Genomic DNA, 26,538 nt, shown 5'->3' with positions numbered 1-26,538 from the left:
TACTGAACCTGTTATTTACGAGCTGCTTTTGGCTAGGGCTCTCTCAATCGCGTGGCTCCAAGCGTCGTCTAAGTCGGCAACTGCCAGCGAAATCAAGGTCTCACTGTCCCCTTTTTGAATAGTCAGGGGCGCGGATGCTGCTCTTACGCTACCGATCTGCTGCAGGTCAGGCAGGTGCGTCTGACAGTAACTCTCCCAGGCAGCCTGATACTGGGGGGAAACGGTGACTAAAATGCGGGCACCGCCCTCGCTAAAGAGTAATGTGTCTCGTCGAAGTCGAGAGTTAGGCAGGGTGATGGTTGCCCCTTTTTGGCCGCTGATGCAGGACTCAGCGAGGGCGATCGCCAGTCCCCCTTCCGCGCAGTCATGCGCCGAATGAATCCACCCCTGACGAATGCCATAACGACAGGCGGCCTGCACCTTCAGTTCCAGTTCGATATCAACTTTGGGCGGCTGTCCCGCCACGGTTTGGTGAATGACCTTGAGATATTCAGATCCGCCGAGCGTGACGTTGCTGTCGCCCGTCCTCTCTGCGCCCAAGCCCAGCAAGTAAATCAGATCGCCCTCAGCCTGCCATCCCTGCCCACAAACCTTCGTCAAATCGTCAATCAGGCCCACCATACCGACTACAGGCGTGGGGTAGATCGGCTGCGGCTTGCCATTGCTATCTAAGGTTTCGTTATAGAGCGATACGTTTCCGCCCGTCACAGGTGTAGAGAAACCGCGACAGCCCTCCGCCAGTCCCCGGCAAGCTTCGGCAAGCTGCCAGTAGCCCACCGGCTTTTCGGGACTGCCAAAGTTGAGGTTGTCGGTGACGGCCACGGGCTCTGCGCCAACACAGCTCAGGTTGCGGGCGGCTTCGGCGACGGCGGCTAAGGCTCCTTCGTAGGGGTTGAGGTATACGTAGCGGGCGTTGCAGTCCACGGTAGCGGCGAGGCCCGCATTGGCTTTGGGATCTGGGGTGATTTGAGAGCGGAGCCGGATTACCGCCGCATCTGCCCCACCTGGCATGGTCACCGTATTGTTTTGCACCTGGTGGTCATACTGGCGGTATACCCACTGCTTAGAGGCAATTGTCGGCGAGCTAAGCAAGTTCAGCAAAATCTGTTTCCAGGATTTACCGTCAATGCCGGCAATCGTCGCCTCAGGCAAATCGCTCTCCTGCCAGGCCCAAGCCTTCTGCGCGTACTCAGGCGGCTCCTTCATCAGCTCCCGCTTGTAAATCGGCGTATTGTCCGACAGCGCTTTCGCCGGTATCTCCGCCGCCACGCTCCCTTCAAACAAAATTCGCACGATAGGTTCTTCAATCACCGAACCTGCGACCACCGCTTGCAGACCCCAGCGATGAAAAATTTCAATCAGTTCCTGCTCGCGGCCCGCATGAGCAACAAACAGCATTCTCTCCTGAGATTCTGAAAGCAGATACTCGTAGGGCACCATCCCCGGTTCGCGTGCAGGAATCAGGTCAAGATCTAGCTCAATGCCGACGCCGCCATTTGCCGCCATCTCTGCTGTAGAGCAGGTAATGCCCGCTGCGCCCATATCCTGCGCCGCTGCCACACCGCCTGTTTTGAACGCTTCTAAACAAGCCTCGACCAGAGACTTTTCTAAAAACGGATCGCCCACTTGCACAGCCGGTCGATTCGCCTCGGATTCATCGCTCAGCTCAGCGCTGGCAAAGCTGGCCCCGCCCATGCCGTCGCGCCCGGTCGTGGAGCCAACGTACAGCACCGGGTTGCCGATACCCACCGCGCCAGATTTCATAATCTCTGGGATTTCCATCAGGCCGATGGCCATCGCATTCACCAGCGGATTGCCGCTGTAAGCCTCATCGAAGGAGACTTCGCCGCCGACGGTGGGCACCCCAAAGCAGTTGCCATAGTGCGCAATCCCTGAGACCACGCCCGTAAAAATTTGCCGGGTGCGAGCACTGTCCAAATTGCCAAAGCGCAGAGAATTCAGCGCGGCAATCGGTCTTGCGCCCATGGTGAAAATGTCTCGCAAAATGCCGCCTACGCCGGTCGCTGCGCCCTGAAAAGGTTCAATTGCAGACGGATGATTGTGAGATTCGATCTTAAAAGCGACCTGCATGCCGTTGCCGACATCGATCACGCCTGCGTTTTCGCCGGGGCCGACTAAGATGCGATCGCCCTCAGTCGGAAACTGACTCAGCAGCGACCTTGAGTTCTTATAGCAGCAGTGCTCTGACCACATCACGCCGAACATGCCTAGCTCAGCCCGGTTGGGGTGACGGCCCAAGCGCCGGACAATTTCTGCGTACTCGTCGGGTTTTAGCCCTTCTGAGGCGATTTCTTCAGGCGAGCAAGCGGGGGAAGACATAGGGGCGGCTGAGGGCGATCGCAGCGATGAGAAACAGCTATCTATCTTATCGCGCTATGGAAAGCACCGTTGTCAGTCCCTACCTTTATGCCTATTCCGGCGTCGCAGCCTGCGGTGTATTGTGATGAAAGCTTAACTATTGTTTAAGTAGTTAATGCGCATCAATATCTATTCAGAGGGTTTCCCATGGCGACTTACAAAGTCACACTCATCAACGAAGACGAAGGCATCAACGAAACGATTGAATGTGCTGATGACATGTACATCATCGAAGCCGCTGAAGAAGCCGGTATCGACTTGCCCGCCTCCTGCCGTGCGGGCTCTTGCTCTAGCTGCACCGGCAAAATGGTCTCCGGCACCGTCGATCAGTCCGATCAGGTCTTTTTAGAAGAAGACCAAATCGAAGAAGGCTTCGTGCTCACCTGCGTGGCCTACCCCACTTCCGACTGCACTATTCAAACGCATCAAGAAGAAGCACTGGTGTAAGGTTTGTGGGGCTCAGTTAAGGACTTGCGCGAAAGATAAGAGGCTTGCTGTCAAGTAAACTGCCCTTCGACTACGCTCAGGGCTCGGGTACTGACACATTCCGCTTGCTGAGCGTAGCCGAAGCCACAACCCAGCCGGGCTTCGACTGCGCTCAGCCCTCGGTCATTTTCCAATCAAGACACTACTAGCTGCGTAGCTGCCTGCGCAACAGACTCACGGCCTATTCACAACCACGCTTCACGGCGCTGTCCCTGCGTAGTGCAGCGTATGCAACAAATCAATGGGGCTTTTCTAGAAAGACCAAAGCAACCTAAGAAGAGGCCAACGCCGAACGATCTGGCCGAGCGAAGATCATTCTGCCTGCTGATGTTTGCAGTGCGCCGGTCACCACCACGACTAGCTCATCGCCGATGAAGTCTTGCCCTTCTTCGACCACGACCATCGTGCCATCATTGAGATAGCCCACGCCCTGAGAGGGTTCTTTGCCTTCTTTGAGGACTCTAATGGCAATGTCGTCGCCGGGCAGGTAGTTGGGGCGAATGGCTTTGGCTAAGTCGTTAATATTCAAGACGCTGACCTGCTGCACGCTGGCGACTTTGTTGAGGTTGTAATCGGTCGTGAGCAGCTGGGCGTTCATTTCCTGGGCAAGCTTGACTAGCTTGGCATCGACGGCGCTGATATTGTCGTAGTCGGCCGGGTCAATGACCACCCGGTCAGGATAGTCCTGACGAATACGATTGAGAATGTCCAGCCCTCTGCGCCCTCGCGCTCGTTTTTGGTCACTAGAAGAGTCGGCTACGCGCTGTAGCTCTTGCAGCACAAATTGCGGCAATAACAGTTGCCCTTCGATAAAGCCGGTCTCCAGCAGATCTTCAATTCGGCCATCAATAATGCAGCTCGTGTCGAGCACCTTAGTTTTAGCAGGCTTGAGCGTCCCTTCAGAGATCAGCATGGTCTCATAGCTGTTGGGATTGATCAGCCTGAGCAAAGCCCGCCCGTTGGTTTCAGCCAGGCTCATGCCCGACACGGCAAACAGCAGACTACCCATCACTGCCGTTATCGGCTTAATAAAGCCAAATTTCTCAGGAATCGGCAGTAAAAATAGAGGTGCGAGCATTAAGTTGGCAATCAGCAGACCGATTACTAGCCCGACCGCTCGGGAGAGGAGTAAATCGGGCGGCATGTCTTGAATCTGCCGCTCTAGCCGCCGGTAGCTGGTTTGTACAAGCAGGCCCGTGCCGATGCCGACTAGTGCCCCAAAGCCGCCGGTCACGGCCTCCAAGCCTTTGATATTGGTCACCTGCTGTAGGGCAGAGTCGGGTAAGAAATCGACGCTAAAAAAGCCGATGCCTGCCCCGGTTAAGACGAATGAAAGAATGATAAGTGCGTCGAGCATAAGCGGGGGATAGGGCCTGCGAGCGGTGATGGGGCACCAGCACTAAAGCATTGATGTGATTATGATTACGGCTATTATAGGGTGTGGGTTCGCGATCGCCCCCTTTATCGCATTTTTTGTAATCTTGCTATCAGAAACCTCCCCTCGCAGCATCGCCAGAGATTGGTCTAGAGATTGGTTCAAATCACCTCCAGCAACATCGGCTTACGTTCATATTCCCTTTTGTCGGCGGCGTTGCTTTTACTGCGACTTTGCCGTGACTGTCGTGGGTCAACACAAGCGCGGCGACACCTCCGGCACCATGGCCCAGTATGTGGAGACGCTGATTGCAGAAATTCGGGCGACCCCAGCAGCAGGCGCGGCGCTTAAAACCGTTTTTTTTGGGGGCGGCACGCCATCTTTACTCTCGGTGCCGCAGCTAGAGGCAATTTTGCACGCGCTCGCTCAGCGCTTTGGCATTGCGCCTACTGCCGAAATTTCGATGGAGATGGACCCGGCAACTTTTGAACGGGATCACCTACAGGGCTATCGGGCGGCTGGCGTCAATCGCGTCAGTCTGGGCGTGCAGGCTTTTCAAGATCACGTTTTAGCCGCTAGCGGACGCTTTCATCGGCGCGGCGACATTTTTCACGCCGTCGAACTTTTGCAGCAGGCTCAGATCGCAAATTTTAGCTTTGACCTGATCTCGGGCTTGCCTCACCAAACCGACGACGACTGGCAGGTGTCTTTAGAGCAGGCGATCGCTCTCAACCCCACTCACCTTTCTCACTACGATCTGATCGTTGAGCCCCAAACCGCCTTTGCTCGCTACTTTTCTCCAGGTGAAGCGCCTTTGCCCAGCGATGAGGCCACTGCTCAGATGTACCGCACGGCCCAGACCCTACTGACGGACAGCGGCTACGACCATTACGAAATTTGTAATTATGCCAAACCCGGCTACGAGGCGCGGCACAATCTCACTTACTGGCGGGCTCAGCCCTGCTATGGCTTTGGCATGGGCGCGACCAGCTATCTCAATCATCAGCGGATTGATCGGCCCCGCACTCAGCGTACCTATCGGCAGTGGGTGGCAGATTTTGTCGCGCAGGGAGGCCAGGCTTCAGATCCGGTTCTGCCTCTTTCGGAGCGTGTGCTAGAGAGCATTATGGTGGGCCTACGGCTAAAGCAGGGCATTTCTCTGGCAGGCGTTAATCAGGTCTATGGAGAGGTGGGGCTGAAGGCGCTGGAAAAGGCGATCGCTCCTCACATCCGCCAGCAGTGGGTCATCGTTGAACCTGACGCAGATGTTCCGTTCGGCCAAAATGTAACGAAGTTTAAACCCACCAGCCGCATCCGCCTGAGCGATCCCGAAGGTTTTTTGATGTCTAATCAGGTTATCGTCGATGCCTTTAATGCATTAGAAGCGCTCTAAACCAGTAGGCAATAGCCAGTAAAACGGATTTGAGCGCCCTTCATCCTTCCTCGTTCCGCCCTCATCCCTATAACGTCCTCTCCCCGCTTTGCAGTAAGATGTGCCTCTGTGCAAAGTCTTAAAATTAAAGTTTCCCCCTCTCGATAATTCATGCCCAAGGTACTCGTCTCTGACCCCATCGACCAGGCCGGACTGGATATTCTCTCTCAAGTCGCCAGTGTCGATGTCAAAACCAAGCTTTCTCTAGAGGAGCTGATTGCGCTCATCCCAGAGTACGATGCTCTGATGATTCGCTCGGGGACTAAGGTCACTCAGGCGGTAATTGAGGCGGGTGAAAAGCTCCAAATTATTGGCCGGGCTGGGGTTGGGGTAGACAATGTGGATGTGACTGCGGCCACTCGTCGCGGCATTGTCGTCGTCAATTCTCCTGAGGGCAACACGATTGCCGCTGCCGAACATGCTTTGGCAATGATGCTCTCCATGTCGCGCTACATCCCAGCGGCCAATCAATCGGTAAAGGCCGGTGAGTGGGATCGCAAAGCCTATACCGGCGTAGAAGTTTATAAAAAAACGCTGGGTGTGGTTGGCCTGGGCAAAATTGGCTCACATGTCGCTACGGTCGCTCGGGCGATGGGGATGAATCTGCTGGCTTTTGACCCGTTTATTTCGAGCGATCGCGCTGAAGAACTGGGCTGTCGTCTAGTCGAGATGGACCTGCTGCTGCGCGAATCGGACTACATCACTCTGCACATTCCCAAAACCTCAGAGACCACCCATCTGATCAACGCCGAAGCGCTGGCCAAAATGAAGCCCACGGCTCGCATTGTCAACTGCGCTCGCGGCGGCATTATTGACGAAGCGGCGCTGGCTCAGGCGCTGGCAGACGGTGTGATTGCAGGCGCAGCGCTGGATGTGTATGAGCAAGAGCCACTGGGAGAATCTGCTTTGCGATCGCAGGGCAAAGCGATCGTCCTAACCCCTCACCTGGGTGCTTCTACCGCCGAAGCTCAAGTCAACGTTGCAGTAGATGTCGCCGAACAAATCCGCGATGTCCTCATCGGTCTACCGGCCCGCTCAGCGGTTAACATTCCTGGACTGCGGCCCGATGTCTTAGAAAAACTGCGTCCTTATCTGCGGCTGGCTGAAACGCTGGGCAACTTCGTCGGTCAGCTCGCGGGTGGTCGCATCGAAGCGCTGGATATCCGATTGCAAGGAGAACTGGCTCAGAATGACACCAAGCCAATTGTGATCGCGGCACTAAAAGGGCTGCTGTCCAACGCTTTGCAAGAACGAGTCAACTACGTCAACGCCTCGATTGAGGCCAAAGAGCGCGGCATTCGCGTTGTGGAAACCCGTGATACCAGCGCTGAAGACTACACCGGCTCGCTCTACCTGTCGGCAACCGGCTCTCTGGGTCAGCATTCGGTGACGGGCGTGCTGCTAGGCGGCAGCGAAGTCCGCATCATTGATATGGACAACTTTCCTATCAACGTGCCACCGACTAAGTACATGCTCTTTACCCTGCACCGCGACATGCCGGGGATTATCGGCAAAATCGGCTCGCTGCTGGGCAGCTTCAATGTCAATATCGCCAGTATGCAGGTCGGTCGTAAAATTGTTCGTGGCGACGCGGTGATGGTGCTCAGCATTGACGATCCGCTGCCCGACGGCATTTTGAGCGAGATCAAAAAAGAGCCGGGTATTCGTGACGCTTATACGGTCGCGCTCTAGGTAACGCTGTTCAAAAGTTGCATGACAATTTCAAATAAACCATCGGTTAATTCACCGGTCAATCCATCGGCGAGCCCTTCAGGAAGTGCTTTAAATAATCAATGGTGGGCCGTCAGCGTCGCCTGCTCCCCGGCGTTAGAAGACAGCGTCTATTGGCAGTTTGAGCAGATGGGCAGCAAAGGCACTGCCAGCCAGCAACAGAATGGTGACTGTACGGTGACCGCATATTTGCTCCAGAGCCAATATCAACCGTCGGATTTTGAGGCGCTACAGGCGACCTTGAACCAGAATGCTGCGGAGGGCAATCTACCGGATGTACGGGTAAGCTGGCGATTGATTGCCGATGAAGACTGGGCCAGCAGTTGGAAGACGCATTGGCAGGCAGAGGAGATTGGAGATCGCCTCTTGATCAACCCCGCCTGGATGACCCCACCGGCCACCGAACGCGCCATTCTCACACTCGACCCGGGTAGCGCCTTTGGTACGGGCGCTCATGCCACAACTCAGCTCTGCCTGAAGGTATTAGAAAAGCAAGATCTAGTAGGTGCGACCGTTGCTGACATTGGCTGCGGCTCAGGTATTCTCTCTATTGCTGCGTTACTCTATGGAGCGAACAGGGCTTACGCCGCCGACGTTGACCCCCTAGCGGTAACCTCTACTCGTGCCAACGCTAAGCTTAACGGCATTTCTTTAGAGCAGCTTCAGGTGCAGTTGGGCAGTCTGCCTGAAGTGATTGCGATGACTGACAAGCCGGTGAACGGCATCGTTTGCAATATTCTCGCTGAAATTATCGTGGCGCTAATTATTCCTCGCCTGGGAGAACTCGCCGCCCCCGCTGGTCAGCCGCCGACCTGGGGCATTTTGAGCGGTATACTCACGGCTAAAGCCCCCTGGGTAGAGAGACACCTTACCGTCTGCGGTTGGCAGGTCGTTGACCTAACTGAGCAAGATGAGTGGTGTGCCATGACCATTCAGCGGCGTCTGTAGCGCTTCCCCACTATGAATGACACCGCTAGCTTTCTTCTTAAAGTCATTGTGATTTCGGCGGTGCTGAGCCTGCTAGTGAAGTATGGTGGGCCGCTGCTGCCGTTACCAGCGGCTGACAACCTCAATCAGTGGGCGATCGCGATCGTGCTGCTGCCTAGCTTCGTGTTTGGTATCGGATTGGTGAGTATTTTAAAGAAAACGCCTTAAAAGAGATTCACCAAAGGAATACTTCCCCATGCGTACAGTTGCCGACATCAACGACAAAATTCGCCAGGGGAAGGCCACCGTTTGGACGATTACTGACGCTAAGGCTCGGATCGCTGAAATTGGCATTGCCCAAGCCGCTAAAACCGTCGATGTCATCACTACCGGCACCTTTGAGCCGATGGAAGGCTCCGGGGCCATGCTCAACCTGGGCCACACTGACCCGCCGATCAAAATTGTCGAGTGTCATTTAGAGGGCGTGTTGGCCTACGCGGGCTTTGGCGCAGTGGATCTCTACATTGGGGCCGGACAAATGGTGACGCCCGGACGCGATGGCGATGCCGAGGAGCGCGGCGGCGGGCATGTGATTGCCGACCTGGTCGCCGATAAACCGGTAACGCTGACGGCTACCGGCCAGGTGACTGACTGCTACCCTCGGGCCAGCTTAGATACGACGATTACGCGCGATCGCATCAATCAGTTTTACCTATTTAATCCGCGCAATCTCTACCAAAATTTTATTGTCGGGGTGAATGGCGGCGATCGCCCCCTCGCTACCTACCTTGGCCCCCTACAGCCCCGCCTCGGCAACGCCGTCTATGCCAATAGCGGCGCGCTTTCCCCCCTGCTCAACGACCCCGATCTGCAAACCATCGGCATCGGCACCCGGATTTTGCTCGGTGGCGGCGAAGGCTATATCGCCTGGGAGGGCACCCAACACTTCCCCCTACAGCGCCGCCTACCCAACCGCGCCCCCATCGGCCCGGCGGCCACTCTTGCCCTGATCGGTGACGCCAAACGCATGGATGCTCACTGGGTGCGCGGCTGCTACTTCAAAGGCTACGGCCCCTCGATGATGCTCGGCGTCGGCGTGCCCATTCCCATCCTCAATGAGCAGGTGCTGGCCCACTGCGCCGTCCGCGATGAAGACCTGGTCGCCCCCGTGGTTGATTTTTCTATTCCTCGGCGAGTGCGCCCCACCTTTGGCCTGGTCACCTACGCCCAGCTCAAGTCGGGCAAAATTGTGCTGGATGGCAGACCCGTCCGCACCGCGCCCCTGTCTAGCCTTTACCTGGCTCAGCAGGTTGCTTTGGATCTAAAGCAGCGAATTGACGATGGGGAGTTTTTGCTGAGTGAAGCGATCGCCCCGCTCCCAACTGACACTCGCTTCCTGCCCCAAGACAGCTGGGGACCCCAGTTTGACATGCGTTAATCGCAGCTAGTCGAAGAAAGTCAGGATGCAGAGCCAGTGCGGCAGACTACTCAGTGATCGTTGATTCTGTCGCTTGACGGGTAGTCTGGTCAGTAGTTTGGGCGGCTGGCTCAGTTTCAGCGGGTTTGTCAGTCAGTTTGTCGGCAGATTTAGGCTTAGGCACTGGCTTGGGGGCAGGTGCGCCAGCGCTGCGCGGCTTACCGGCTGGGGCCGAACGGCGGCGATCTCCGCCTTTGCCACGGGCGTCTTTAGCTTTTCTCTTCGGCGGTACGACGGCGATTTGAGTGGATTCTTTGAGCAGTAGCTGGCCAGCCTGGCGCTCTACCTGTAAGTCCCAAAAATAGCCGGTGGCTCTGCCGTTCAGCAGACCGCTAATCAGCAGCTTAAAGGGGCGCTTCGGCTTGACGTTTTCAGACTTGCTTTTTTGAACGATGTTGACAGTGATTTCGCTCTTTTCCTCATCGTACTTAGCGATTTCACCCCGAACTGAAAAGATGTCAGCTTGCTCTCCCGCTTCAGCGGTAGACAGATACTTAGGATCAACTGCTGGTTCTGCTTCTGTCTCGTCATCATCGTCGGCATTCAGCGTTTCGGGTTCCCAGACGCCGACGATCTGTACGTGCAGCGCTGGCGACTCGTCGTCTTTGTATAGCGTGCGGGGATACACTACCCAGAGATGGTCTTTCTCTAGATCAATATGCTTTTTGATCAGGCTCGTCACTCGCCCTAATAGCACCGCGTCGATTAGCGTGCCGTCTTCAGCGGCGATATCGCCCCGGTTAAACTGCTCTTCGGATGCGACGTATTTTCCTTTGAGCAGGCCGATCGCCCGGTATTGCATACGCTCACTCGGCGGTGAGATCGGGCCGATGCGGGCGGGCTCAGCGGGCGCGGGCGGATCACTACTGACTGGCGCTGGAGTTGGCTCGGGTGCAGGGGCAGCAGGCGGCTTGGGCCGGGAGGGTGGCCCTATGAGCTGAGGACGGCGCGGCGGCTGACGCAGGCTGGCTTCTTTTTTGGCCTGCTCAGCGGCCTGACTGACTGATCGGTCAGGGGTGGGGTCGGAGGAGGAAGCAGCGGTAGTGCCATTTTGGGCAGATGCCGCAGTCGGCTGCTCCGAAGATTGGCTGACTGACTGGCTGACCGATTGGCTGACCGATTGGCTGACCGATTGGCTGACTGACTGGCTAACTGACTGTGGGGGGCGACTAGCGGCAGAACTCATCAATCCTCAAACTCCTGAAACTGTACCTGCGGCACTGATGGTAAAAAAATGACGAAGCAAAAAACCGACGTCACTTTTTAAACCAGGTTAACATCAGCGCCAAATCTGGTTTATGGCATTGGCTACTTTCTCGTCTGCGCTTAGTCCTGTTTTACAGGCAGCTTAACGAGTCTTCATCCAATTCCGAGGGGTCGTTTAGCTCTCAGGCTAGCGCAGGCAGTTGCCTTCAGCCTGATAGTTCACGGTTCTTGTTGCAAAGGGCACACCTGCCTGCGAAAAACCTTGAAAATCAGCTTTAAGTAGGGGTAAACGCCTTGTCGTCTGGCGAAATCCAGTGACTAATAGTTCATCCATACCGAAGCGAATCCGTACCTTTTTTCCGGCTGCTGCTGAGTGATCCCGTTCAAATGGTTCGATCTGCTGCGGTAAGTTATCGGGCAAGTGATAAAGGGAAAGGTTAGGGTTAGTATGAGCAAGTTATTTTGATAAATAGATCTTCTGAGGAAAGTGCTGTGACTTTGAAACGCGATAGCTGGCTAGTGAGAGGAGTACTAATTCTAGCTGTGGCGGCGTTTGTCGCGGTGCCAGTGCTATTTGCTTTTAACGGTCGCTCCTCTAGTCAGCAGGCGAATCCATCTCAAACCCAAACGGCTGCTGACCAGGCGACTAAGCTTCAGGGGCAGATTGATGGCTATACCGCCGTGCTAGAGCGGGAACCCGAAAACGAAACTGCCTTGATTGGCCTGATTGAAGCCAAAATCGCCCTGGGTGACCTGGAGGGGACGGTCGAGCCGCTGGAGCGCTTGGCTAATCTGAGACCTGAGACGCCTGAGTATGCGATCGCTCTTGCCCAAACCAAACAGCAGCTAGGCGATTTAGAAGGGGCCGCGCAAGTCTATCGCCGCGTGCTGACGCAAACACCTGGCAGCGTACCGGCGCTAGAAGGGTTAGTGGCGCTGCTAATCAGTCAGGAGCGCTCAGAAGCAGCCATTGGGCTGCTGCAAGATACCCTCACGACTGCCGACCAGACCAATGAGCTTACCCCCGGCAGCATTGATAAGCTCTCAGTGAAGCTGCTGCTAGGTCAGGTGTATGTGGAGCAGCAGAACTATGACCAAGCGCTGAAAATTTATGATGAGGCGATCGCCGATGCCCAATCCGCTACGCCCACTCAGCCCGATTTTCGCCCGACGCTGGCCAAAGCCCTCGTCCTACAAGAGCAGGGAAAAACTACTGAAGCTACCGCGCTCTTTGATCAAGCCCTAGCCCTGACGCCAACTCAATATAAAGATGGCGTTCAGCAGCTGATTGATGAAAAGACGGGCGCTACCCCAACTGCGCCCTCTCCCAGTGGCGACGCAGCCGGTGAGAGCCCCGATGAAGCCGAAGCGCCAGCCGCCGAATAGCAGCTAATAAAATAAATTAAGAACGATCATCGCTTTATCGCTTCTCTGAAGTGCTTTAGACCGCGCCCTGGCTGGTCATTTGGCTGCTGGGCTGCGGTTTAAGACTCGCGTCGGCTTCGGCCTGAATGTCTACCGACTTAAACTCGATGTGGTTGAGCAAGGTGGTGACAAAGGCAAATAGCAAAAACGGCAGCGATAGCACCAAGATTAGCCCAACTGTGGCCAGGGCGTAGATTGGGCGGCTCGCTCCCATCAGAGCCAGCGCGGCGGCCAGGCTGACGAATAAAACGATTAGCCAAACAATAATCTGGCTGTAGATATCACCAAAGGTGAGTGTGCAGATCATCCGGTACTTTTTAACGTTATCCATGGCCCGTAGTTTTAAAGGGGTTAGTTAGCCGAGTCGTCGTAGAAGAGAGCGATGCCCGCATCTACCAATCATTTAACAAAATTGTCTTCATAGGATATCGACTGTCCTTTGTCTGCGGGCGATTTATCAATAGAGTTCAAGAATTAATAAGATTGCTTACGTGGCTTATCGCTATCTAATCTTCTACAAACCCTATGGCGTTCTCAGTCAGTTTACCGATCAGGTAGGTCGCGCCACGCTCAAAGACTTTGTGACTGTGCCAGGGGTGTACGCGGTCGGTCGGCTAGATCGAGATAGCGAAGGACTGCTGCTGCTAACAGACGATGGCCCGATGCAGCACCGGCTGAGCCATCCTAAATTTAGTCACGGGCGGCAGTATTGGGTGCAGGTAGAGCGCCAGCCTGATGCTCAGAGCTTAGAGCGGCTGCGGCGCGGCGTGACCATTCGCGACTATCGGACTCGCCCGGCTCAAGTAAGCGCGATCGCGCCGCCCAATCTGCCGCCGAGAAACCCACCCATTCGCTATCGTAAACAGGTGCCGACTGCCTGGTTAGAAATGGTGCTCACTGAGGGCAAAAACCGCCAGGTTCGTCGGATGACTGCTGCCGTTGGATTTCCGACCTTGCGACTGGTACGGAGTGCGATCTTTTTGCCTCAGGGACATCTCAGCCTACAGGGACTCGCGCCTGGGCAGTGGCGAGACCTGACGCCCGAAGAGCAGCGACACCTCCCTCGCCCTTAGCTGGATTGACGGCTATCTGGCCCCACTGGTAAAAATGACCGCCATTATCGGGCATAATCCTTGCGTAAGGCTAATAGCGGCATCAGGGCCTAAAAAACTGTGAGAAGAGACTGTCAGCAGCTGTGAACCAGGCTTCAATTCGTAAAACCTGAGCGTTTAAGAACCCATGCTTACTTGCCCTAACTGCCAGTTCGCCAATCCCAGCGATCATAAGTTTTGTCAGCGCTGCGGCGAGCCGCTGATGCCTTCAGTCGTCGCTACCGTCAGAAAAACGTCGGGCAAACTGCCGAAAGATGCGCCCGAAGATAGGCCCGAAGATATTCCAGAGGACGGGTCAGAAGCGGTGACAGTAGAGATGTCCGATCAATCTTCTGAGCCATTGAACCGGTCAGCCACCGATCTGCTGCAGGCCCGACTGCTGCCCGCTGACGAAATTGAGCTTAGCCCAGTCGCCTATCTAGGCAGTGACAAACGCTACCAGGTGTTGACCGTTCTCAGTCAGGGCAGCGCCAACATCACAGATACGACGCCTGAGGTGCGATCGCCCTTACAGACCCAGCTATCTCAACTCACCCAAGCGCCTTTATCTACCCTGCAAGCGTCGTCCGCTCTGCCCGCTGCGGCCTATCCCTATCTGCTGCTGCCCGCTTCTGCGCCGCCCCTCTACGACGTTTGGCAAGAGGGCGAAACCACGGTTTTAATCGTGCGGGTTCGTCCGGCGCTCTCTTCTCTGATCAAAGCCTTTTCTACCGCTGTCGATCCGCTACAGCACGTCTACTGGATGTATACGCTGACTGACTTATGGATGGCTCTAGAACCGATTCCTCAGTGGCGCTCTAGTCTGCTGCAAGCCGACAACTTGGGCATTGATAGCGATCAGTCTGTGCGGGTGCAGCAGTTCATCATGCCGGGCGAACAGCCGCCTCAGCTCTCAGATCTGAAGGCTTTTTTGCAATCGCTGCTAGCTCAGCCGCACCGAGGGGCGATCGCCCCTCTCCGTCAAATCAGGCAGCTGATCTTGACCGTCACCTCGGCAGAGACCCTGACGCAGCTAAGAAATGAGCTAGAAACCATTGGCGAAGCGCTGCTAGCCACCCCAGATGCGATCACGCCAGATGTTGCCTCGTCGCCTGCGGCTGAGCGGCCATTTCCCCAGGCCCCTTCTACTCAGCCGGAGGATGCCGACCAATCCGCAGCCTCCCAGCCAGACACTACCCAGCCAGACACTACCCAGCTAGACACTACCCAGCTAGACACTACCCAGCTAGACACCTCCCAATCTGTCGAGCCCCAACCGGAAACGGCTAATCTCGAACCGATTCACTTAGAAGAAGACCCTACCGCTCTAGAGCCGATGGATGATATAGACGATATCGTTTTGCCTGAATTAACCGACAGCAGCGACAATACTGTGGTACTGCCGATGAAGCTGGTGGCCCTAGCCGACGCTGGCCAAACAGATGTAGGCCGTCAGCGCGATCACAATGAAGACTATTTTGTGATCGCTAGTAGCGCTTACAAGCAAGCCAGCAACGGCCAGCAACGCACCCAGGCCCACGGCCTCTACGTGCTCTGCGACGGCATGGGCGGTCATGCGGGCGGAGAAGTGGCCAGTCAGCTAGCAACCAAAACCCTCATCGCCTACTTTGCAGAACATTGGCCTCAGCCTCAGGCCGATAGCAGATCGCTCCCTCTGCCTGCCAAAGCTACTCTGATCGAAGCCGTCAGGCAGGCAAATCAGGCGATTTATGACGTTAATGAGAAAGAGGAGCGGGCGGGCCACGAGCGGATGGGCACCACGCTGGTTATGGTGCTTTTACAAAATACTGATGCTGTCGTTGTACATGTTGGCGACAGCCGTCTGTATCAGCACACGCGGCGCACTGGCCTGCGGCAAATCACCACCGACCACGAAGTCGGGCAGCGAGAAATTCAGCGAGGGGTCGCGCCTGATGTTGCCTATGACCGCCCGGATGCCTATCAGCTCACCCAGGCACTGGGGCCTCGCAGCCAGGAAGAACTGTCACCAAGCGTGAGCTATCTCAGTTTTTCTGAGGATGCGCTGCTGCTGCTCTGTTCGGATGGGCTCAGCGACAACAACCTGGTAGAAGACCATCTTCAGAGCCATATCGACCCGCTGACCCGAGGCCATAAAGAGCTTGAGGCCGGACTCGATGATCTTGTTAATCTCGCTAACGAAGTCAACGGCCATGACAATATCAGTGCGATCGCCCTGCGCCTGCAGGTCAGCCCAGACATGGGAAGACTATAGCGACCAGCAGCATCCGCTATTCGGTGGGAACAGTCTCTGTCGCTGAGGCAATCTGTTGTTTTGCCTTTTGCCAAAAAGCTTCGAGATTTGCGGCGCTATAGTCAGTCAGCGGCCCACTCGCTTGCGCTTCGACCTGTTCAAACCGCTGGACAAATCGCCGGTTAGTGCCCTTCAAGGCAGCGGTAGGGTCTAGCCCCCGCCAGCGAGCAATCTGAATCAGCGAAAAGAAGACATCGCCTAGCTCACTTTCCTGTGCGGCTTGAGATTCGTGATCCAGGGCATGTTTAAATTCCGCCATTTCTTCATCGACTTTGGCCCAAACGGCTTCTAAACTATCCCACTCAAAGCCAGCCCTGGCCGCTTTTTTAGAAATTTTCATCGCACCAGCTAGAGGCGGCATTGACCGGGCATAGCGCTTCAGCTTGGGTGTGAGCCGAGTGGGATCTTCGGTGTCGGCTTTTTCCTGCGCTTTGATCTGTTCCCAATTGGCTTTTACAGCTTCTGTTGTCTCAGCTGTGACATCGCCAAAGACGTGAGGATGGCGGCGAATCATTTTTTCGGTAATGCCCTGAGCAATATCACCCAAATCAAAGTCTCCTTGTTCTTGAAAGATCTGAGCCTGGAGAACAACTTGCAGCAACAGATCGCCTAGCTCTTCGACAATGTCTTTTTTGTCGCCGCTCTGGATGGCATCAACAACTTCATAAGCCTCTTCAATGACATAGGGTGTCAGGCTTTGCGGCGTCTGAGCGAGATCCCAAGGGCAGCCGCCTTCGGGGCTGCGGAGCTGAGCGATTACGGTGATTAGCTGCTGTAGTGCTGCCAGTGTCTGTTGGCTTGTTTGTTGGTTTGTCTGTTGGTTCGAAGGGGCGATGTTGTCGAAATCTGACATAGAATTATTCCACTACCAGGCGAAAGCCAAATAAGATATGCCTTGAGTCTATCGGACGGTCGTGCTGATAGGCAGCTCTGCAAAATCCTGGATAGTCGTCCCAGCCGCAGCCTTTAAGGATGACTTCTGACTCGTCTGTGAGTGTGCTGGTGTATTCAAAGACGTTGCCGGCCATGTCTTCAATGCCGTAGGGGCTGCGGCTAGCGGGGTAGGCGGCGATCGCACTCGTCCCTCTGGGCCCGTGTTTAGACCAGTTGGTCGCGTCGTTTTGCCATTCACTGCCCCAGGGAAAGTAGCGTCCGTCAGTACCCCGCGCCGCTTTTTCCCACTCCAGCGCTGTCGGCAGTCGGTAGCTTACGTTATCTTGCTGCGATCGCCATTCCACATAGGCCAGCGCATCTTCATAAGAGATCAGCACGACTGGATGCTGGCCCTGCCCTACCGGATACTGCCCGTTTTGCCAGAGGTAAGGCTCTACTTCGCTATAGTCATGCACCAAAAATCCCTGCGCCTGATAGTCCGCTGCCGAAATGCCTGGCTCGCGGTGCCCGATGGTCTGCACAAATAGCTGGTAGTCGGCATTAGTAATCAAATTTTGGCTGAGGCAAAAGGCGGGTAAGTTTACTGTTTGGCGCGTTGGTTCTCGGTCAAACCAACCCTGCTGTCGGTATTTGGCCTCAGTTTCGGGAATCTCTGCCGGTGAATCTGCTCTACCCATGGCTGTGATTTCATAGGCATAGTCGCGTTCGAGGCGATCGCTGCCCGCTATAAAATCACCCCCCTCAACGAAGGCAAACCCCGCCTGTGCCTCACAGTCCGCCTGAGTCAGCGCTCCTTCTGAACCGACAGACTGACAGCCTACCAGCAACGCCAGTGCCAGGCCGCTTCTTGGCTTTATCATAAGGATTGTCCCTAACGTCTCTCCGCCTGCTGTAACCTAAATCTATGACCCACTATAACTGGCTAGTCACCGACGATGGACAGTGCGAGTCCTTTGGCACGGTTGACAATGAGCCGCCAGCGCAGACCTACCGGCTCTATCGCTTTTTAACCGAGCTAGAAGACATTTTAGAGCGCGAACCGGACGATGCTAAAAGGGTGCAGGCGATCATCCCCTTAGTGCGCAAGCTGCTGATTAGCGCCTACTGGCTACAGATGGAGTACAAACCCCCCTCAAAGAAAACCGGCTGGTCGGTTAACTTTCTCTACCGCGAGCATGAGTATCCGATTACTGTGCAGATGGTTGCCTGGGCACCGGGAAGCCAGTCAAAAATTCACAATCATGCCACTTGGGGCATCGTCGCGATGATTGGCGGCGAAGAAAGCAATACATTTTGGCGACAGGCGGCTGACGACCCTAAAGAGATTACAGTCGTCGGCGAAAAGATGCTCTACCCCGGCGATATCATCGGCTTTACGAGCAACGCCGTCCACCGGGTTTCGCCGGTGGGCGATGAGCCGACTATCTCATTTAATCTGTATGGCGTGACTGATCGCAGCAGCCGGTATAAGTACGACCCCGACACGCTCGTAGCCGACAAGTTTTAGCCTGCTTCTCCAGATGCGTTGACTTGAGCGCCCATCCAGCCCAGATAGTCAGCTGCACCCTCGGCAATCGGCAGCGCAATCAGTTCGGGTGTGTCGTAGCTGTGGAGCGATCGCACTTTTGCCGCTACTTCATCAAAGCAGTCCTGCCGCGTTTTGATTACAAGCTGCCACTCGGCCTCGCGCTGCAATTTTCCCTGCCAGGTATATACCGACTGAATTGGAAAAAGATTGACACAGGCGGCTAATCTGGCTTCGACCAGCGCGGTGGCAATTGCTTCCGCCTCAGCCTCCGATCCTGTTGTGGTCAAAACAATGGCGTAGGCGGTCATCGCTTCACCGCCGCTGCCGCCCGCGCCACCGGATCGCTCATGCAGGCTCCCGTCAGATCGGCATCTGCCCAATCGACATGCGTGACATCGACCCGGCGCAGATCAGCCCGGTTAAATTTGGTGCAGCTATCGCTCAGCTTGGCAAACTGGAGATTGGCCCGGCTCAGGTTTGCCCCACTCAGATCAGCCCGGGCAAAATTGACCCCCATTAAAATTTGGCCGCTCAGATCTACCCCAGCTAAATTGCAGCCTTTAAAGTCTCGATAGCCTTCTTCATAGAGGCGTAGGACATCGTCTGATCGCATAAGGTAGCCTGATAAAACCTGCGCTATTGGGTATAAGAGCAGGCCTCTGTCTGAGTATTCTGATATTAAGATAGGGCGTAGCTATCTCAGGCGTGGCCAAATGATTCAGCATGGTTACATAGCCACTAAAAACTTTAAAAAGCGCCGTAAACATTTAGAAACGCTCTCAGCTTTTTCTTTCAACAGCCATAGCCGCGCTTAAAGTTCACTTAAAGTAAACCTCTGCACTCCCTATTTACCATGCTTAGAATTGGTTTCGCTATACTTTGGCTTAGCTTCGTCATCTATGCCTTCGCGTTTGCACCTCCCAATCAACCCGACACGTTCGAGCTGATCACCCAGCTCTCATCCGGCCAGTGGGAAGGCATTAACCCTACCATCGTCGCTCTGTTTAACCTGATGGGAATCTGGCCGATGATCTACGCTTGCCTGGTCCTGATTGACGGTGCAGATCAAAACATACCGGCCTGGCCCTTCGTCCTCAGCTCCTTTGCGGTCGGGGCCTTTGCGCTTCTGCCCTACCTGGCGCTGCGCCAGCCCCACACCACCTTTACCGGCTCCAAAAGTACCCTGCTCAGCCTAGTCGATTCCCCCTGGGTAGGTCGATTGCTCGCTGCGGGCAGTATTGCCTTGCTCGGCTATGGCCTGCTCGAAGGCGACTGGAGCAACTTTATCGCGCAGTGGCAAACCAGCCGCTTTATCAACGTGATGAGCTTGGACTTTTGCCTCCTTTGTGCCGTCGTTGCCCCGCTAGTAAAAGACGACATGGCCAAACGCAAAATCAACAGCCCCATCATTTTTGGGATAGCGACCCTGATTCCGCTGCTAGGCATTGTCTTCTATCTATCTGTGCGCCCGCCTTTGATCACCACAGACTCCACCACCGCCACCGCATCCTCCTAAAGTCTCTTCCCCCCTTCTCTCAAATGAAACCCCAATGGCAGTGCATCCAGCAAAATATCGGCACCTGGCACGGCTCCTTTATCACTTACGAAGAGCAGGTTATCTAGAATCCGGCTATAGAGAATTGGTCAGGCACGTAAATTTAGCTTAGGCTGTGTTGTTAGCTAGCCTGATAGATAGTCGCAGCCCTTTTCTATCAATATATCTAACCGTAAATCCCAGATTCTCAGGGTGCCGTCGGCACTGGCCGAAGCCAGGCGATCGCCCGACGCATCAAACGCCACCTCCCAAATTACCCCCTCATGCCCGGTCAGCGTAGCTGTGCTGTGTCTGGCAGTCCCATCAGCCGGGCCCAGTGACTTTAGGGCTGCTGGCGAGAGCGACCACAGATGCACCGTGCCATCATCACTGGCCGACGCCAAAAGTTCTCCATTTGGGCTAAAGCTGAGGCTTCTGACCCAGTCGTGATGGCCTTGCCAGGTCAGCGGATCGGGCTCGATGTGAACGGCTTGTCCCGTTACTGACCACAGCCGAATGACGCCGTCTGCACCACCCGAAGCCACCCACTGACCGTCTGGGCTAAAGAGGGCGCACCAGACCCCGCCGCTGTGACCTGTCAGCGTTTGCACTAACCCGGTTTCGACCTGCCACAGGCGAATGGTCTGGTCTTCACTGGCGGTGACCAAATATTGACCATCGGGGCTGAAGCTGACGTGCCAGATGGTGTCTGTGTGCTCGCGCCAGGTTTTGAGCAGGGTGCCCTCGGGGTGCCATAAGCGCAGAGTGCGATCGCTGCTCACCGACGCTAACCGGCTGCCATCCGGACTGTAGCAGACCTGCCAAACTGCCGCTTCATGACCGAGGAGCGATCGCACAAAGTCGCCTTCACTACTCCAGAGTCGCACTGAGTGATCGGCGCTGGCCGAAGCAAAAAAGTCGCCGTTCGGGCTCCAGTTTACGCCATGTACCCCGCGCCGATGACCGACAATTGACTTTAACTGCTCACCGCGATCGCTCCACAGCCCAATCGTATCGTCGCCCCCCGCCGTCAGCAGCAGCGAACTGTTTTGCGGGCACCATCGCACTGCCCAGACTGTGCCCGCGTGCCCCCGACAAACCGTTGCAGCAGGAGCTGTTGGCTCTAGCGGAACGGCTGGCTGGGCTGGCTGGTCAAGAGCGAGAGCGGGCTGGCGATGGCGGTGCTCGGGTTGCAGCGCCTCTTCCAGGCCAGGCAGCTGTTGAATTAAGCCGCCTAGATATTCGTGTACGAGCTGATAGCGCACGCCCGAGACTTCTAACACTTCAAAGACCAAGCCTGAGCCAATAAAGATAGTCAGCACCAGCTGCAAAGAGGCCGTGCGGATACCGGCTAGCATCAGGGCTTCTTCCAGTTCAGAGAGACTTTTGACCGGGCGGTTGCTCCCTTCACTGAGCAAATAGAGCACAGATTTAGCAACGGTGGCATTTTCAGCGCCGCAGTCATGAATCACACTGTCTAAAAAGTTGTTGAGTAGCTGAGCTTTGGGCGATCGCCCCATCTGTTTATACTGGGCCAGCGTCGTAATCTGCTCGCGCTGTAGCTGAGCGCCCACCACCTGTAGTTCAATCGGGCGCACCTCTCCCGTCTCTGCGGCCAAATCATTCACCAGCGTCGTAATTAGACCCTCTTCTAAATAAAACTCTGCCGCCTGCGTGAGCTGCCAGATCACCGTTTCAGCCGCTTCAGGTGTGAAATTGCCCAGGTAGTAGCGAATCTCTTTGCTGAGAATATCGTTTTCAATCGCGTTCAGATCGGCGCTGCGATCCCACTCCAGCAGGTAGTGTAAAAAATCTTCTCGTAGCGCCAGCACCACTTTGACATAGGGCAAATCTAAACAGTCACGCAAAAAGATATAGAGATCGCGCCGCTGCTCAATCGCCGGGTGCTCATAAAAAAAGTCTTCAAACTGATCAAATATCAGCACAATCTGCTGATATTTCTCGCGAGTGAGCGTCTTTAGCTGGTCAATTAGGTGATGAACAGAGATATCTGCATCACTCTCTTGCTTTTGCAAATGGGTCGAGGGGGTCAGCGCGCCCAAAACTTGACGGGCCCAATCGCTATAGCTACCAATCAAGACTGGCCAGGTAGTGCGCCCCTCACTGATCAGGCTGCGCAGCCGAGGCATTAGCCCAGCGCTGAGCGTAGAGCTTTTGCCCACGCCCGACTGACCGTGAATCACCACAATCGGGTAGCGCGGCTGCGCGAGGCGGCTGACTAGCGCTGCAATATCTGGAGCCCGCCCGGATGCTTTAATCTCCGCTGCCAATATCTCATCTGAGCCATTATCCGAGTTCACAAATCCTGGATAAGGCGACCGAGCAACCGGTGGCCGGATCTGGCTGGCCCCGATAAAAGCCCTCAGCCCAAAGAGATTTTCTACCCGTCGCTGCGCCAGCTTAATCTCAAAAGCCTCAGCATAGTGCTGATGTTCAAAGTAAAGCTGCCACAGCCGACTTAAAACGTTGCGGTAAAGGACGAGGTCGTAGCGTGGATCGGTCTGCTGCCGGGCTTTTTCGAGCTGAGCGATCGCCGTCGCTGGCTCCCCCTGAAGCTGCCCCGCCACCGCCAGCAAATAAAAATAATAGCCGCGATGGTAGCGCAAAGCGATCGCACCTGCTCTCCTGTCTCCTGTCTCCTGCTCTCCTGTCCCCCTCCCTTCAACAACCCGCCCCGAAATCTCCAAAGCCTGCTGCGCAAACCCCCGTGCCTCACCCAAATAGTTCGCATGCGGATCGGCGTCATAGCGAGCGATCGCAACTTCAGCCAGATAGCCATAGTCTCTCGCTAGTCTGGCAGGGTCACTTTGATGCAGATCAATGCCGGACTGAGCGATCGCTGCTAGCCCCGACCAGTCTGCTTGCTTTTGTAACACTTCTGCCAGGGCCAAGATAAACCGACCCACCCGGTCGGGCCGATCTTGCTGCCGAAAAATCGCCAGACAGTCTTCAAAATACTGTTTTGCCTGTTGATAGGCGTAGACGGGATCAATCGCCTTTGAGACCGCCTGAACGCGCCACCACAGCCCTAAGTGAAACAGTAAAACAGCCTGTTTATCGAGGCTGCTAATGGCTGACCTGACAGCTTGATCAGCGTTGTTGCGGTGCTGCCAGTGCTTTAGACTCTCTTCGTAGTGGCTGCGGGCGCGATCTAGGTCTTGCCGCTGGTGCAGATTACGCCCTTCTAAAAAGAGTAAGTCGGCAGTCAAATCATCGCTGACCCAATGCTCATGACTTTCGAGCTGGGTCAGGGCAAACGATAGCTCTTGTCTGGCGAGCGGTTGGGTCAGGCTGGTGCTGAAAGGTAGGCGATCGCTCAGCGAAATGCCCTGGCTGGTATCTAATATCTGAGCAAAGGTGTCGTCTACCTGGGCGCTCAGCATCGCAATCAGCGACGGCGTCGGATATTCAAATCGGAGGGGAGTGGCGGCAAAGCTTTTCAGGTCGGGGGCATAGCGGTTGAGCTGCTGCAAGGTCGTGTCATTTACCCACAGCACTACCGGACAGTTAAAGACTTTCGGCAGTTCATCACGGCCCAGATTGGCGGCTTTCAGCAAAGGTTCTAGCGATCGCACGGCCTCTAACCCGGTGACCATCAGCGCCTGCCGCTGACCAGTGGGGGCAGCGTCGGATGTGGCGTCGAGAATGGCGTCTTTTAGCCGGGTGGCGGTGGGTGGAAGTGGGATGGTATCAAAGCGGAGGCGGTCACCAAGTTCTGACAGTAGCAACTGCTGCAACCGCCGGTAATTCACTCGGGCTAAAATCAGAGAGAACTGTCCCTGCCCTAGCACCATCGCCCGGCGCAGATTGTTCAGGGCATTTTGGTTATAGATAAGAATGTCTAAATGCGTATCAACCATAAGCTCTAAACAGATAATAGCGGTGCAGACAGCAGCGGTGCAGACAGCAGCGGTGCAGACAATAGCGGTCTGCGCTATTCTACCTTCCCGCCCGCCTGCTGGCCCTGATCACTGGCCCTGATCACTGGCCCTGATCACTGGCCCTGATTACTGGCCTGCCAGAGGCGATAGCGCTTAGTCTCAGCCAGTACGGGGTTGAGACCAAACCAGCGGCCTTCATCGTCGCGGTATTCGTATAAAAACAGACTGCGTAGGAGAGGATTGTAAGCTTCGTTGCCCTGCTCGTCGCCTTCGCTCACTGCCTCTAAGAGCAGCCGCCATTCGCCCGCACCAATCAGGCCCAGTAGGGCGTCGCGCTCATCGCGAATGACCGATTCCAAGGTCTCCCGGCGAATCGGCGGATCGCCCTTTTGCAAACAGCCATAGAGCAGTCGCATCAGGTTGCGCATGTGGCCGCCGCTGATCGTTACCAGGCGAGTGAGGGTATCGGGCGAGTCAAATACCTGTTCGATTTGCTGCCAGTGATCGCGCGTCTTTAGCGTCGGGAAAGCCCGCACCATCACCATCTTTTCCAAAAGCTGTCGTCCTTTTAGAAAAGGATCGCCGGTTCGAGTGGCTACCGGCACCATTGCCAGCAGCTTCGGCGCAGTGCCAAACCGATTAGACAGGCGCGGCAGCTCATCTGAAAAGATTAGCGCCAGCGGAATGGTATACACCACATGGCAATTCAGCCGCTTAAGTTGCTCACCGCGATCTACAAACAGATATTCTGACTGGCTGCGACTGTCTGCTCGGCTAATGGGGTCAATCCGATCCAGGTTATCGGCAATCACAACCAGGCCGCGTTTGCCTTGAGCCTTGAGCCTCGCTGTCGCCGCTCCCAAAATCTCTGTATTAATCGCGTCGATAATACCTTTAGTCCGAGGCTCCAGGTATTGCCGGAGCTGGCTGCGCATCTCGGGGCTTTCTTTAGCCCGAGCGGTGATAGCAGCGATTCCTACCGAAAAGCTAACATCGCTGACTTCTAGGGGCGATCGCAGCGTCTCTAGAAGATTGCGAAACAAATTCTCCAGGTAAGTGGGGCGCAGGCGAATGCCCACCGTCTCCATACTCTGGGTCACCTGATGGGCAATCATCAGCAAAATATCGCTAATATCCACATCTGCCATTTCCAAATCGCGGTCAGATTCAAAATAGACGACGTGAAAATCTTGCTGCTCAAGCCCGCCCTTTAGCCGAAATAGCTCCGTAGACTTGCCGCAGCCAATATGCCCGGTAAACAGCTGAGTCGTCGGCTGATCGGGCGAAAGCCGGACAATCGTGCGGCCTAGCTCGCTGATAATATCGCCGCCCCGCACCGAAGAAAAATCCACGTAATACCGCCGATCTTCCGGCTGCGCCACCTTCAGCGGACGGCTAGGATTAGCAGCGCGATAGAACCGGGGCAAATCGAGAGGCATAGCGGTGATCAATCAAGGCAGTCCCTCGATCATAACAGCCGAAAATAACGATCCTTCGGCCTTTTCCCCCTTTCCCCTACCCCTTTCCCCCTGCCTCCTCAACGCCCCCTCGCATACAAATGCGGCAACAGCGCCACACAAGGCAACCCGTCTAAACGCGATCGCACAACCATCTCCCAAGTTTCCCTGCTAACAATGCCGCTAGATGCAATCCCTAACTCATGCTGATACAGCTTTACCGCCTGCTCTGTCTGTTTGCCAAAGACACCATCGACTGCCAGCCAGATCTGAGCGGCTGAGAGCATCTGCTGAACGGCGGCGACCTGAGTGCCCGTACTGCCGATAGATAAAGCGGGTAAACCGGCTGCGCCCTGAGTGATAAAGGCAAGTGTGCGATCGCATACCCGCCCGTCCACCGGCAAACCACCCACACACTGCAAATATTTCACGCTTGCTAGCGTTGCAGGGCCAAAGAACCCATCGACCCGCACCGCCATTTCAGCAAACATGCCAAGCTGCTCAAACCGCGAATTGAGGTTGCGCTGCAACCGCCGGACGGTAGGGCCTGTAGAACCGAGGTTAAGCGTCATAAGCGAAGGGGGCCGTAGCATAAGATATGACGGGTGGCTCCTGATTTTGGTATGTAGCAAGCGTACGGATGCATACTCGCAGAGAAGGCTACGCCTACGTATGCTTGCGCGCCACTTTGCCCGCCGTACACAACGGTTCTGGCCGTTATTCTGGCCGTTATTGGTGTAGTGAGCAAAGTGGCCAACGCTATAGATAGCAGCAGCCTACCTATCTGCAAGAGCCTTGGCGCAGGCTAAGTGATGCTTTCTGCACCGTATCTATCTGTCAGGAACTTCTGCGGATTTTACGCAGACTGGCGTAGATCAATCGACTGGCCAGGGGGCTGATCTACGCAATATCAGCTAAATTTATTTGAATTCACGACCGAGGAACCCTTTATGCTGGTCAGATCGCTCCACGACTGCGAAGAATTTGTTGCCGGAGACAGCACCCTGCTGCGAGAGCTGCTCCACCCCGACAAGCAGCCGCTAGCCCTACGCTATAGCCTGGCCCACGCGACGCTACCCGCTGGCCAAACCTCCGACCCTCACTCTCTAAAAACGTCAGAGGTGTATTACATTTTGTCTGGCCAGGGCGAAATGCACATTGATGACGAAATGCAGCAGGTAGAGCCGGGTGACGCCGTCTACATTCCACCCGATGCTAAGCAGTACATTCACAGCTGCGGAGAGGAGCCGCTGGTCTTCTTAGCGATCGTCGATCCGGCCTGGCAGATGGCCGATGAAACGGTTTATGCAGCAAGTGAAACGGGCGTGGTTCATTTTCGGTCGATTCAGGGTCACACTGGTAGCTCAAATTAGGCCATCGTTATCCATGGCCCAACCTACT

24 protein-coding genes are annotated in these 26,538 nt (G+C 55.4%); 12 read left to right on the top strand and 12 right to left on the bottom strand.

Features of this window, described 5'->3' with window-relative positions; genetic code table 11:
* Positions 1–15: 15 nt before the first annotated feature.
* On the bottom strand, positions 16–2,340 hold the full coding sequence (purL, locus tag CKL79_RS13175; RefSeq protein ID WP_121970039.1) for a phosphoribosylformylglycinamidine synthase subunit PurL: 2,325 nt from the start codon (positions 2,338–2,340) through the stop codon (positions 16–18).
* Positions 2,341–2,526: 186 nt separating this feature from the next.
* Here purL and CKL79_RS13170 point away from each other — a divergent pair, with 186 nt between their 5' ends.
* Positions 2,527–2,826 carry a ferredoxin gene (locus tag CKL79_RS13170; protein ID WP_121970038.1) on the top strand — a complete coding sequence of 100 codons (300 nt, stop codon included), beginning with the start codon at positions 2,527–2,529 and terminating at the stop codon, positions 2,824–2,826.
* A gap of 310 nt (positions 2,827–3,136) precedes the next feature.
* Here CKL79_RS13170 and CKL79_RS13165 read toward each other — a convergent pair whose 3' ends face one another.
* Positions 3,137–4,222, bottom strand: a complete 1,086-nt coding sequence (locus CKL79_RS13165) for a PIN/TRAM domain-containing protein (RefSeq protein ID WP_121970037.1) — start codon at positions 4,220–4,222, stop codon at positions 3,137–3,139.
* Positions 4,223–4,283: 61 nt separating this feature from the next.
* On the opposite strand from CKL79_RS13165, the gene hemW reads away from it, so the two are divergent.
* From hemW to CKL79_RS13140, 5 genes are all read left to right on the top strand, one after another.
* Positions 4,284–5,633, top strand: a complete 1,350-nt coding sequence (hemW, locus tag CKL79_RS13160) for a radical SAM family heme chaperone HemW (protein ID WP_121970036.1) — start codon at positions 4,284–4,286, stop codon at positions 5,631–5,633.
* A 150-nt stretch (positions 5,634–5,783) separates the two neighbouring features.
* The gene (gene serA / locus CKL79_RS13155) at positions 5,784–7,364 is read left to right on the top strand and encodes a phosphoglycerate dehydrogenase (RefSeq protein WP_121970035.1); all 1,581 of its coding nucleotides are present in this window, start codon (positions 5,784–5,786) and stop codon (positions 7,362–7,364) included.
* Positions 7,365–7,385: 21 nt separating this feature from the next.
* Positions 7,386–8,351, top strand: coding sequence for a 50S ribosomal protein L11 methyltransferase (gene prmA, locus CKL79_RS13150; RefSeq protein WP_121970034.1), 966 nt, complete (start codon positions 7,386–7,388; stop codon positions 8,349–8,351).
* A gap of 12 nt (positions 8,352–8,363) precedes the next feature.
* The gene (locus tag CKL79_RS13145) at positions 8,364–8,558 is read left to right on the top strand and encodes a hypothetical protein (protein ID WP_121970033.1); all 195 of its coding nucleotides are present in this window, start codon (positions 8,364–8,366) and stop codon (positions 8,556–8,558) included.
* A gap of 28 nt (positions 8,559–8,586) precedes the next feature.
* The gene (locus CKL79_RS13140; RefSeq protein WP_121970032.1) at positions 8,587–9,768 is read left to right on the top strand and encodes a homocysteine biosynthesis protein; all 1,182 of its coding nucleotides are present in this window, start codon (positions 8,587–8,589) and stop codon (positions 9,766–9,768) included.
* A 46-nt stretch (positions 9,769–9,814) separates the two neighbouring features.
* Here the strand turns inward: CKL79_RS13140 and CKL79_RS13135 are convergent, their stop codons facing one another.
* Both CKL79_RS13135 and CKL79_RS22900 read right to left on the bottom strand, forming a co-directional pair.
* Positions 9,815–10,993, bottom strand: a complete 1,179-nt coding sequence (locus CKL79_RS13135) for a hypothetical protein (protein ID WP_121970031.1) — start codon at positions 10,991–10,993, stop codon at positions 9,815–9,817.
* A gap of 207 nt (positions 10,994–11,200) precedes the next feature.
* Positions 11,201–11,434 carry a hypothetical protein gene (locus CKL79_RS22900; protein ID WP_141242208.1) on the bottom strand — a complete coding sequence of 78 codons (234 nt, stop codon included), beginning with the start codon at positions 11,432–11,434 and terminating at the stop codon, positions 11,201–11,203.
* A gap of 71 nt (positions 11,435–11,505) precedes the next feature.
* Here CKL79_RS22900 and CKL79_RS13130 point away from each other — a divergent pair, with 71 nt between their 5' ends.
* Complete coding sequence (locus CKL79_RS13130; RefSeq protein WP_121970030.1) at positions 11,506–12,399, top strand: tetratricopeptide repeat protein; 894 nt, start codon at positions 11,506–11,508, stop codon at positions 12,397–12,399.
* A gap of 55 nt (positions 12,400–12,454) precedes the next feature.
* Here the strand turns inward: CKL79_RS13130 and CKL79_RS13125 are convergent, their stop codons facing one another.
* Positions 12,455–12,769 (bottom strand): hypothetical protein, encoded by a 315-nt coding sequence (locus CKL79_RS13125; RefSeq protein WP_121970029.1) that lies wholly within the window; start codon positions 12,767–12,769, stop codon positions 12,455–12,457.
* 160 nt (positions 12,770–12,929) lie between these two features.
* On the opposite strand from CKL79_RS13125, the gene CKL79_RS13120 reads away from it, so the two are divergent.
* Together CKL79_RS13120 and CKL79_RS13115 are read left to right on the top strand one after the other, a co-directional pair.
* Positions 12,930–13,511 carry a pseudouridine synthase gene (locus CKL79_RS13120; RefSeq protein WP_121970028.1) on the top strand — a complete coding sequence of 194 codons (582 nt, stop codon included), beginning with the start codon at positions 12,930–12,932 and terminating at the stop codon, positions 13,509–13,511.
* A 166-nt stretch (positions 13,512–13,677) separates the two neighbouring features.
* Entirely contained in the window at positions 13,678–15,783 is a 2,106-nt protein-coding gene (locus CKL79_RS13115; protein ID WP_121970027.1) for a serine/threonine phosphatase, read from the top strand.
* 16 nt (positions 15,784–15,799) lie between these two features.
* Here CKL79_RS13115 and mazG read toward each other — a convergent pair whose 3' ends face one another.
* Both mazG and CKL79_RS13105 read right to left on the bottom strand, forming a co-directional pair.
* Entirely contained in the window at positions 15,800–16,675 is an 876-nt protein-coding gene (gene mazG, locus CKL79_RS13110; protein WP_121970026.1) for a nucleoside triphosphate pyrophosphohydrolase, read from the bottom strand.
* A gap of 4 nt (positions 16,676–16,679) precedes the next feature.
* Positions 16,680–17,576: an SUMF1/EgtB/PvdO family nonheme iron enzyme gene (locus tag CKL79_RS13105; protein ID WP_121970025.1), complete on the bottom strand. Its 897-nt coding sequence runs from the start codon at positions 17,574–17,576 to the stop codon at positions 16,680–16,682.
* Positions 17,577–17,620: 44 nt separating this feature from the next.
* Between CKL79_RS13105 and CKL79_RS13100 the strand changes: the two genes are divergently transcribed.
* Entirely contained in the window at positions 17,621–18,223 is a 603-nt protein-coding gene (locus CKL79_RS13100) for a cupin (RefSeq protein ID WP_121970024.1), read from the top strand.
* Here CKL79_RS13100 and cutA read toward each other — a convergent pair.
* Together cutA and CKL79_RS13090 are read right to left on the bottom strand one after the other, a co-directional pair.
* The gene (gene cutA, locus CKL79_RS13095) at positions 18,220–18,552 is read right to left on the bottom strand and encodes a divalent-cation tolerance protein CutA (RefSeq protein ID WP_121970023.1); all 333 of its coding nucleotides are present in this window, start codon (positions 18,550–18,552) and stop codon (positions 18,220–18,222) included. The genes CKL79_RS13100 and cutA overlap by 4 nt on opposite strands.
* Positions 18,549–18,857 (bottom strand): pentapeptide repeat-containing protein, encoded by a 309-nt coding sequence (locus CKL79_RS13090; protein WP_121970022.1) that lies wholly within the window; start codon positions 18,855–18,857, stop codon positions 18,549–18,551. Before CKL79_RS13090 ends, cutA begins: the two co-directional genes overlap by 4 nt.
* Before the next feature lie 240 nt (positions 18,858–19,097).
* Here CKL79_RS13090 and CKL79_RS13085 point away from each other — a divergent pair, with 240 nt between their 5' ends.
* On the top strand, positions 19,098–19,760 hold the full coding sequence (locus CKL79_RS13085) for a DUF2834 domain-containing protein (protein ID WP_121970021.1): 663 nt from the start codon (positions 19,098–19,100) through the stop codon (positions 19,758–19,760).
* A 164-nt stretch (positions 19,761–19,924) separates the two neighbouring features.
* On the opposite strand, the gene CKL79_RS13080 is transcribed toward CKL79_RS13085, so the two are convergent.
* The 3 genes from CKL79_RS13080 to CKL79_RS13070 all read right to left on the bottom strand — a co-directional run bounded on the left by CKL79_RS13080 (position 19,925) and on the right by CKL79_RS13070 (position 25,709).
* Positions 19,925–23,659: a WD40 repeat domain-containing protein gene (locus tag CKL79_RS13080; protein WP_121970020.1), complete on the bottom strand. Its 3,735-nt coding sequence runs from the start codon at positions 23,657–23,659 to the stop codon at positions 19,925–19,927.
* A 134-nt stretch (positions 23,660–23,793) separates the two neighbouring features.
* Positions 23,794–25,119: an AAA family ATPase gene (locus tag CKL79_RS13075; RefSeq protein WP_170944058.1), complete on the bottom strand. Its 1,326-nt coding sequence runs from the start codon at positions 25,117–25,119 to the stop codon at positions 23,794–23,796.
* A 98-nt stretch (positions 25,120–25,217) separates the two neighbouring features.
* Positions 25,218–25,709 carry a peptidoglycan-binding protein gene (locus CKL79_RS13070; protein ID WP_170944057.1) on the bottom strand — a complete coding sequence of 164 codons (492 nt, stop codon included), beginning with the start codon at positions 25,707–25,709 and terminating at the stop codon, positions 25,218–25,220.
* A gap of 378 nt (positions 25,710–26,087) precedes the next feature.
* On the opposite strand from CKL79_RS13070, the gene CKL79_RS13065 reads away from it, so the two are divergent.
* Positions 26,088–26,510 carry a cupin domain-containing protein gene (locus CKL79_RS13065; protein WP_121970018.1) on the top strand — a complete coding sequence of 141 codons (423 nt, stop codon included), beginning with the start codon at positions 26,088–26,090 and terminating at the stop codon, positions 26,508–26,510.
* Positions 26,511–26,538 lie beyond the last annotated feature (28 nt).

This window comes from Leptolyngbya sp. BC1307 (genome assembly GCF_002286735.1).
Lineage (GTDB): Bacteria > Cyanobacteriota > Cyanobacteriia > Phormidesmidales > Phormidesmidaceae > Phormidesmis.
This window is presented reverse-complemented; position numbering and strand designations above follow the sequence as displayed.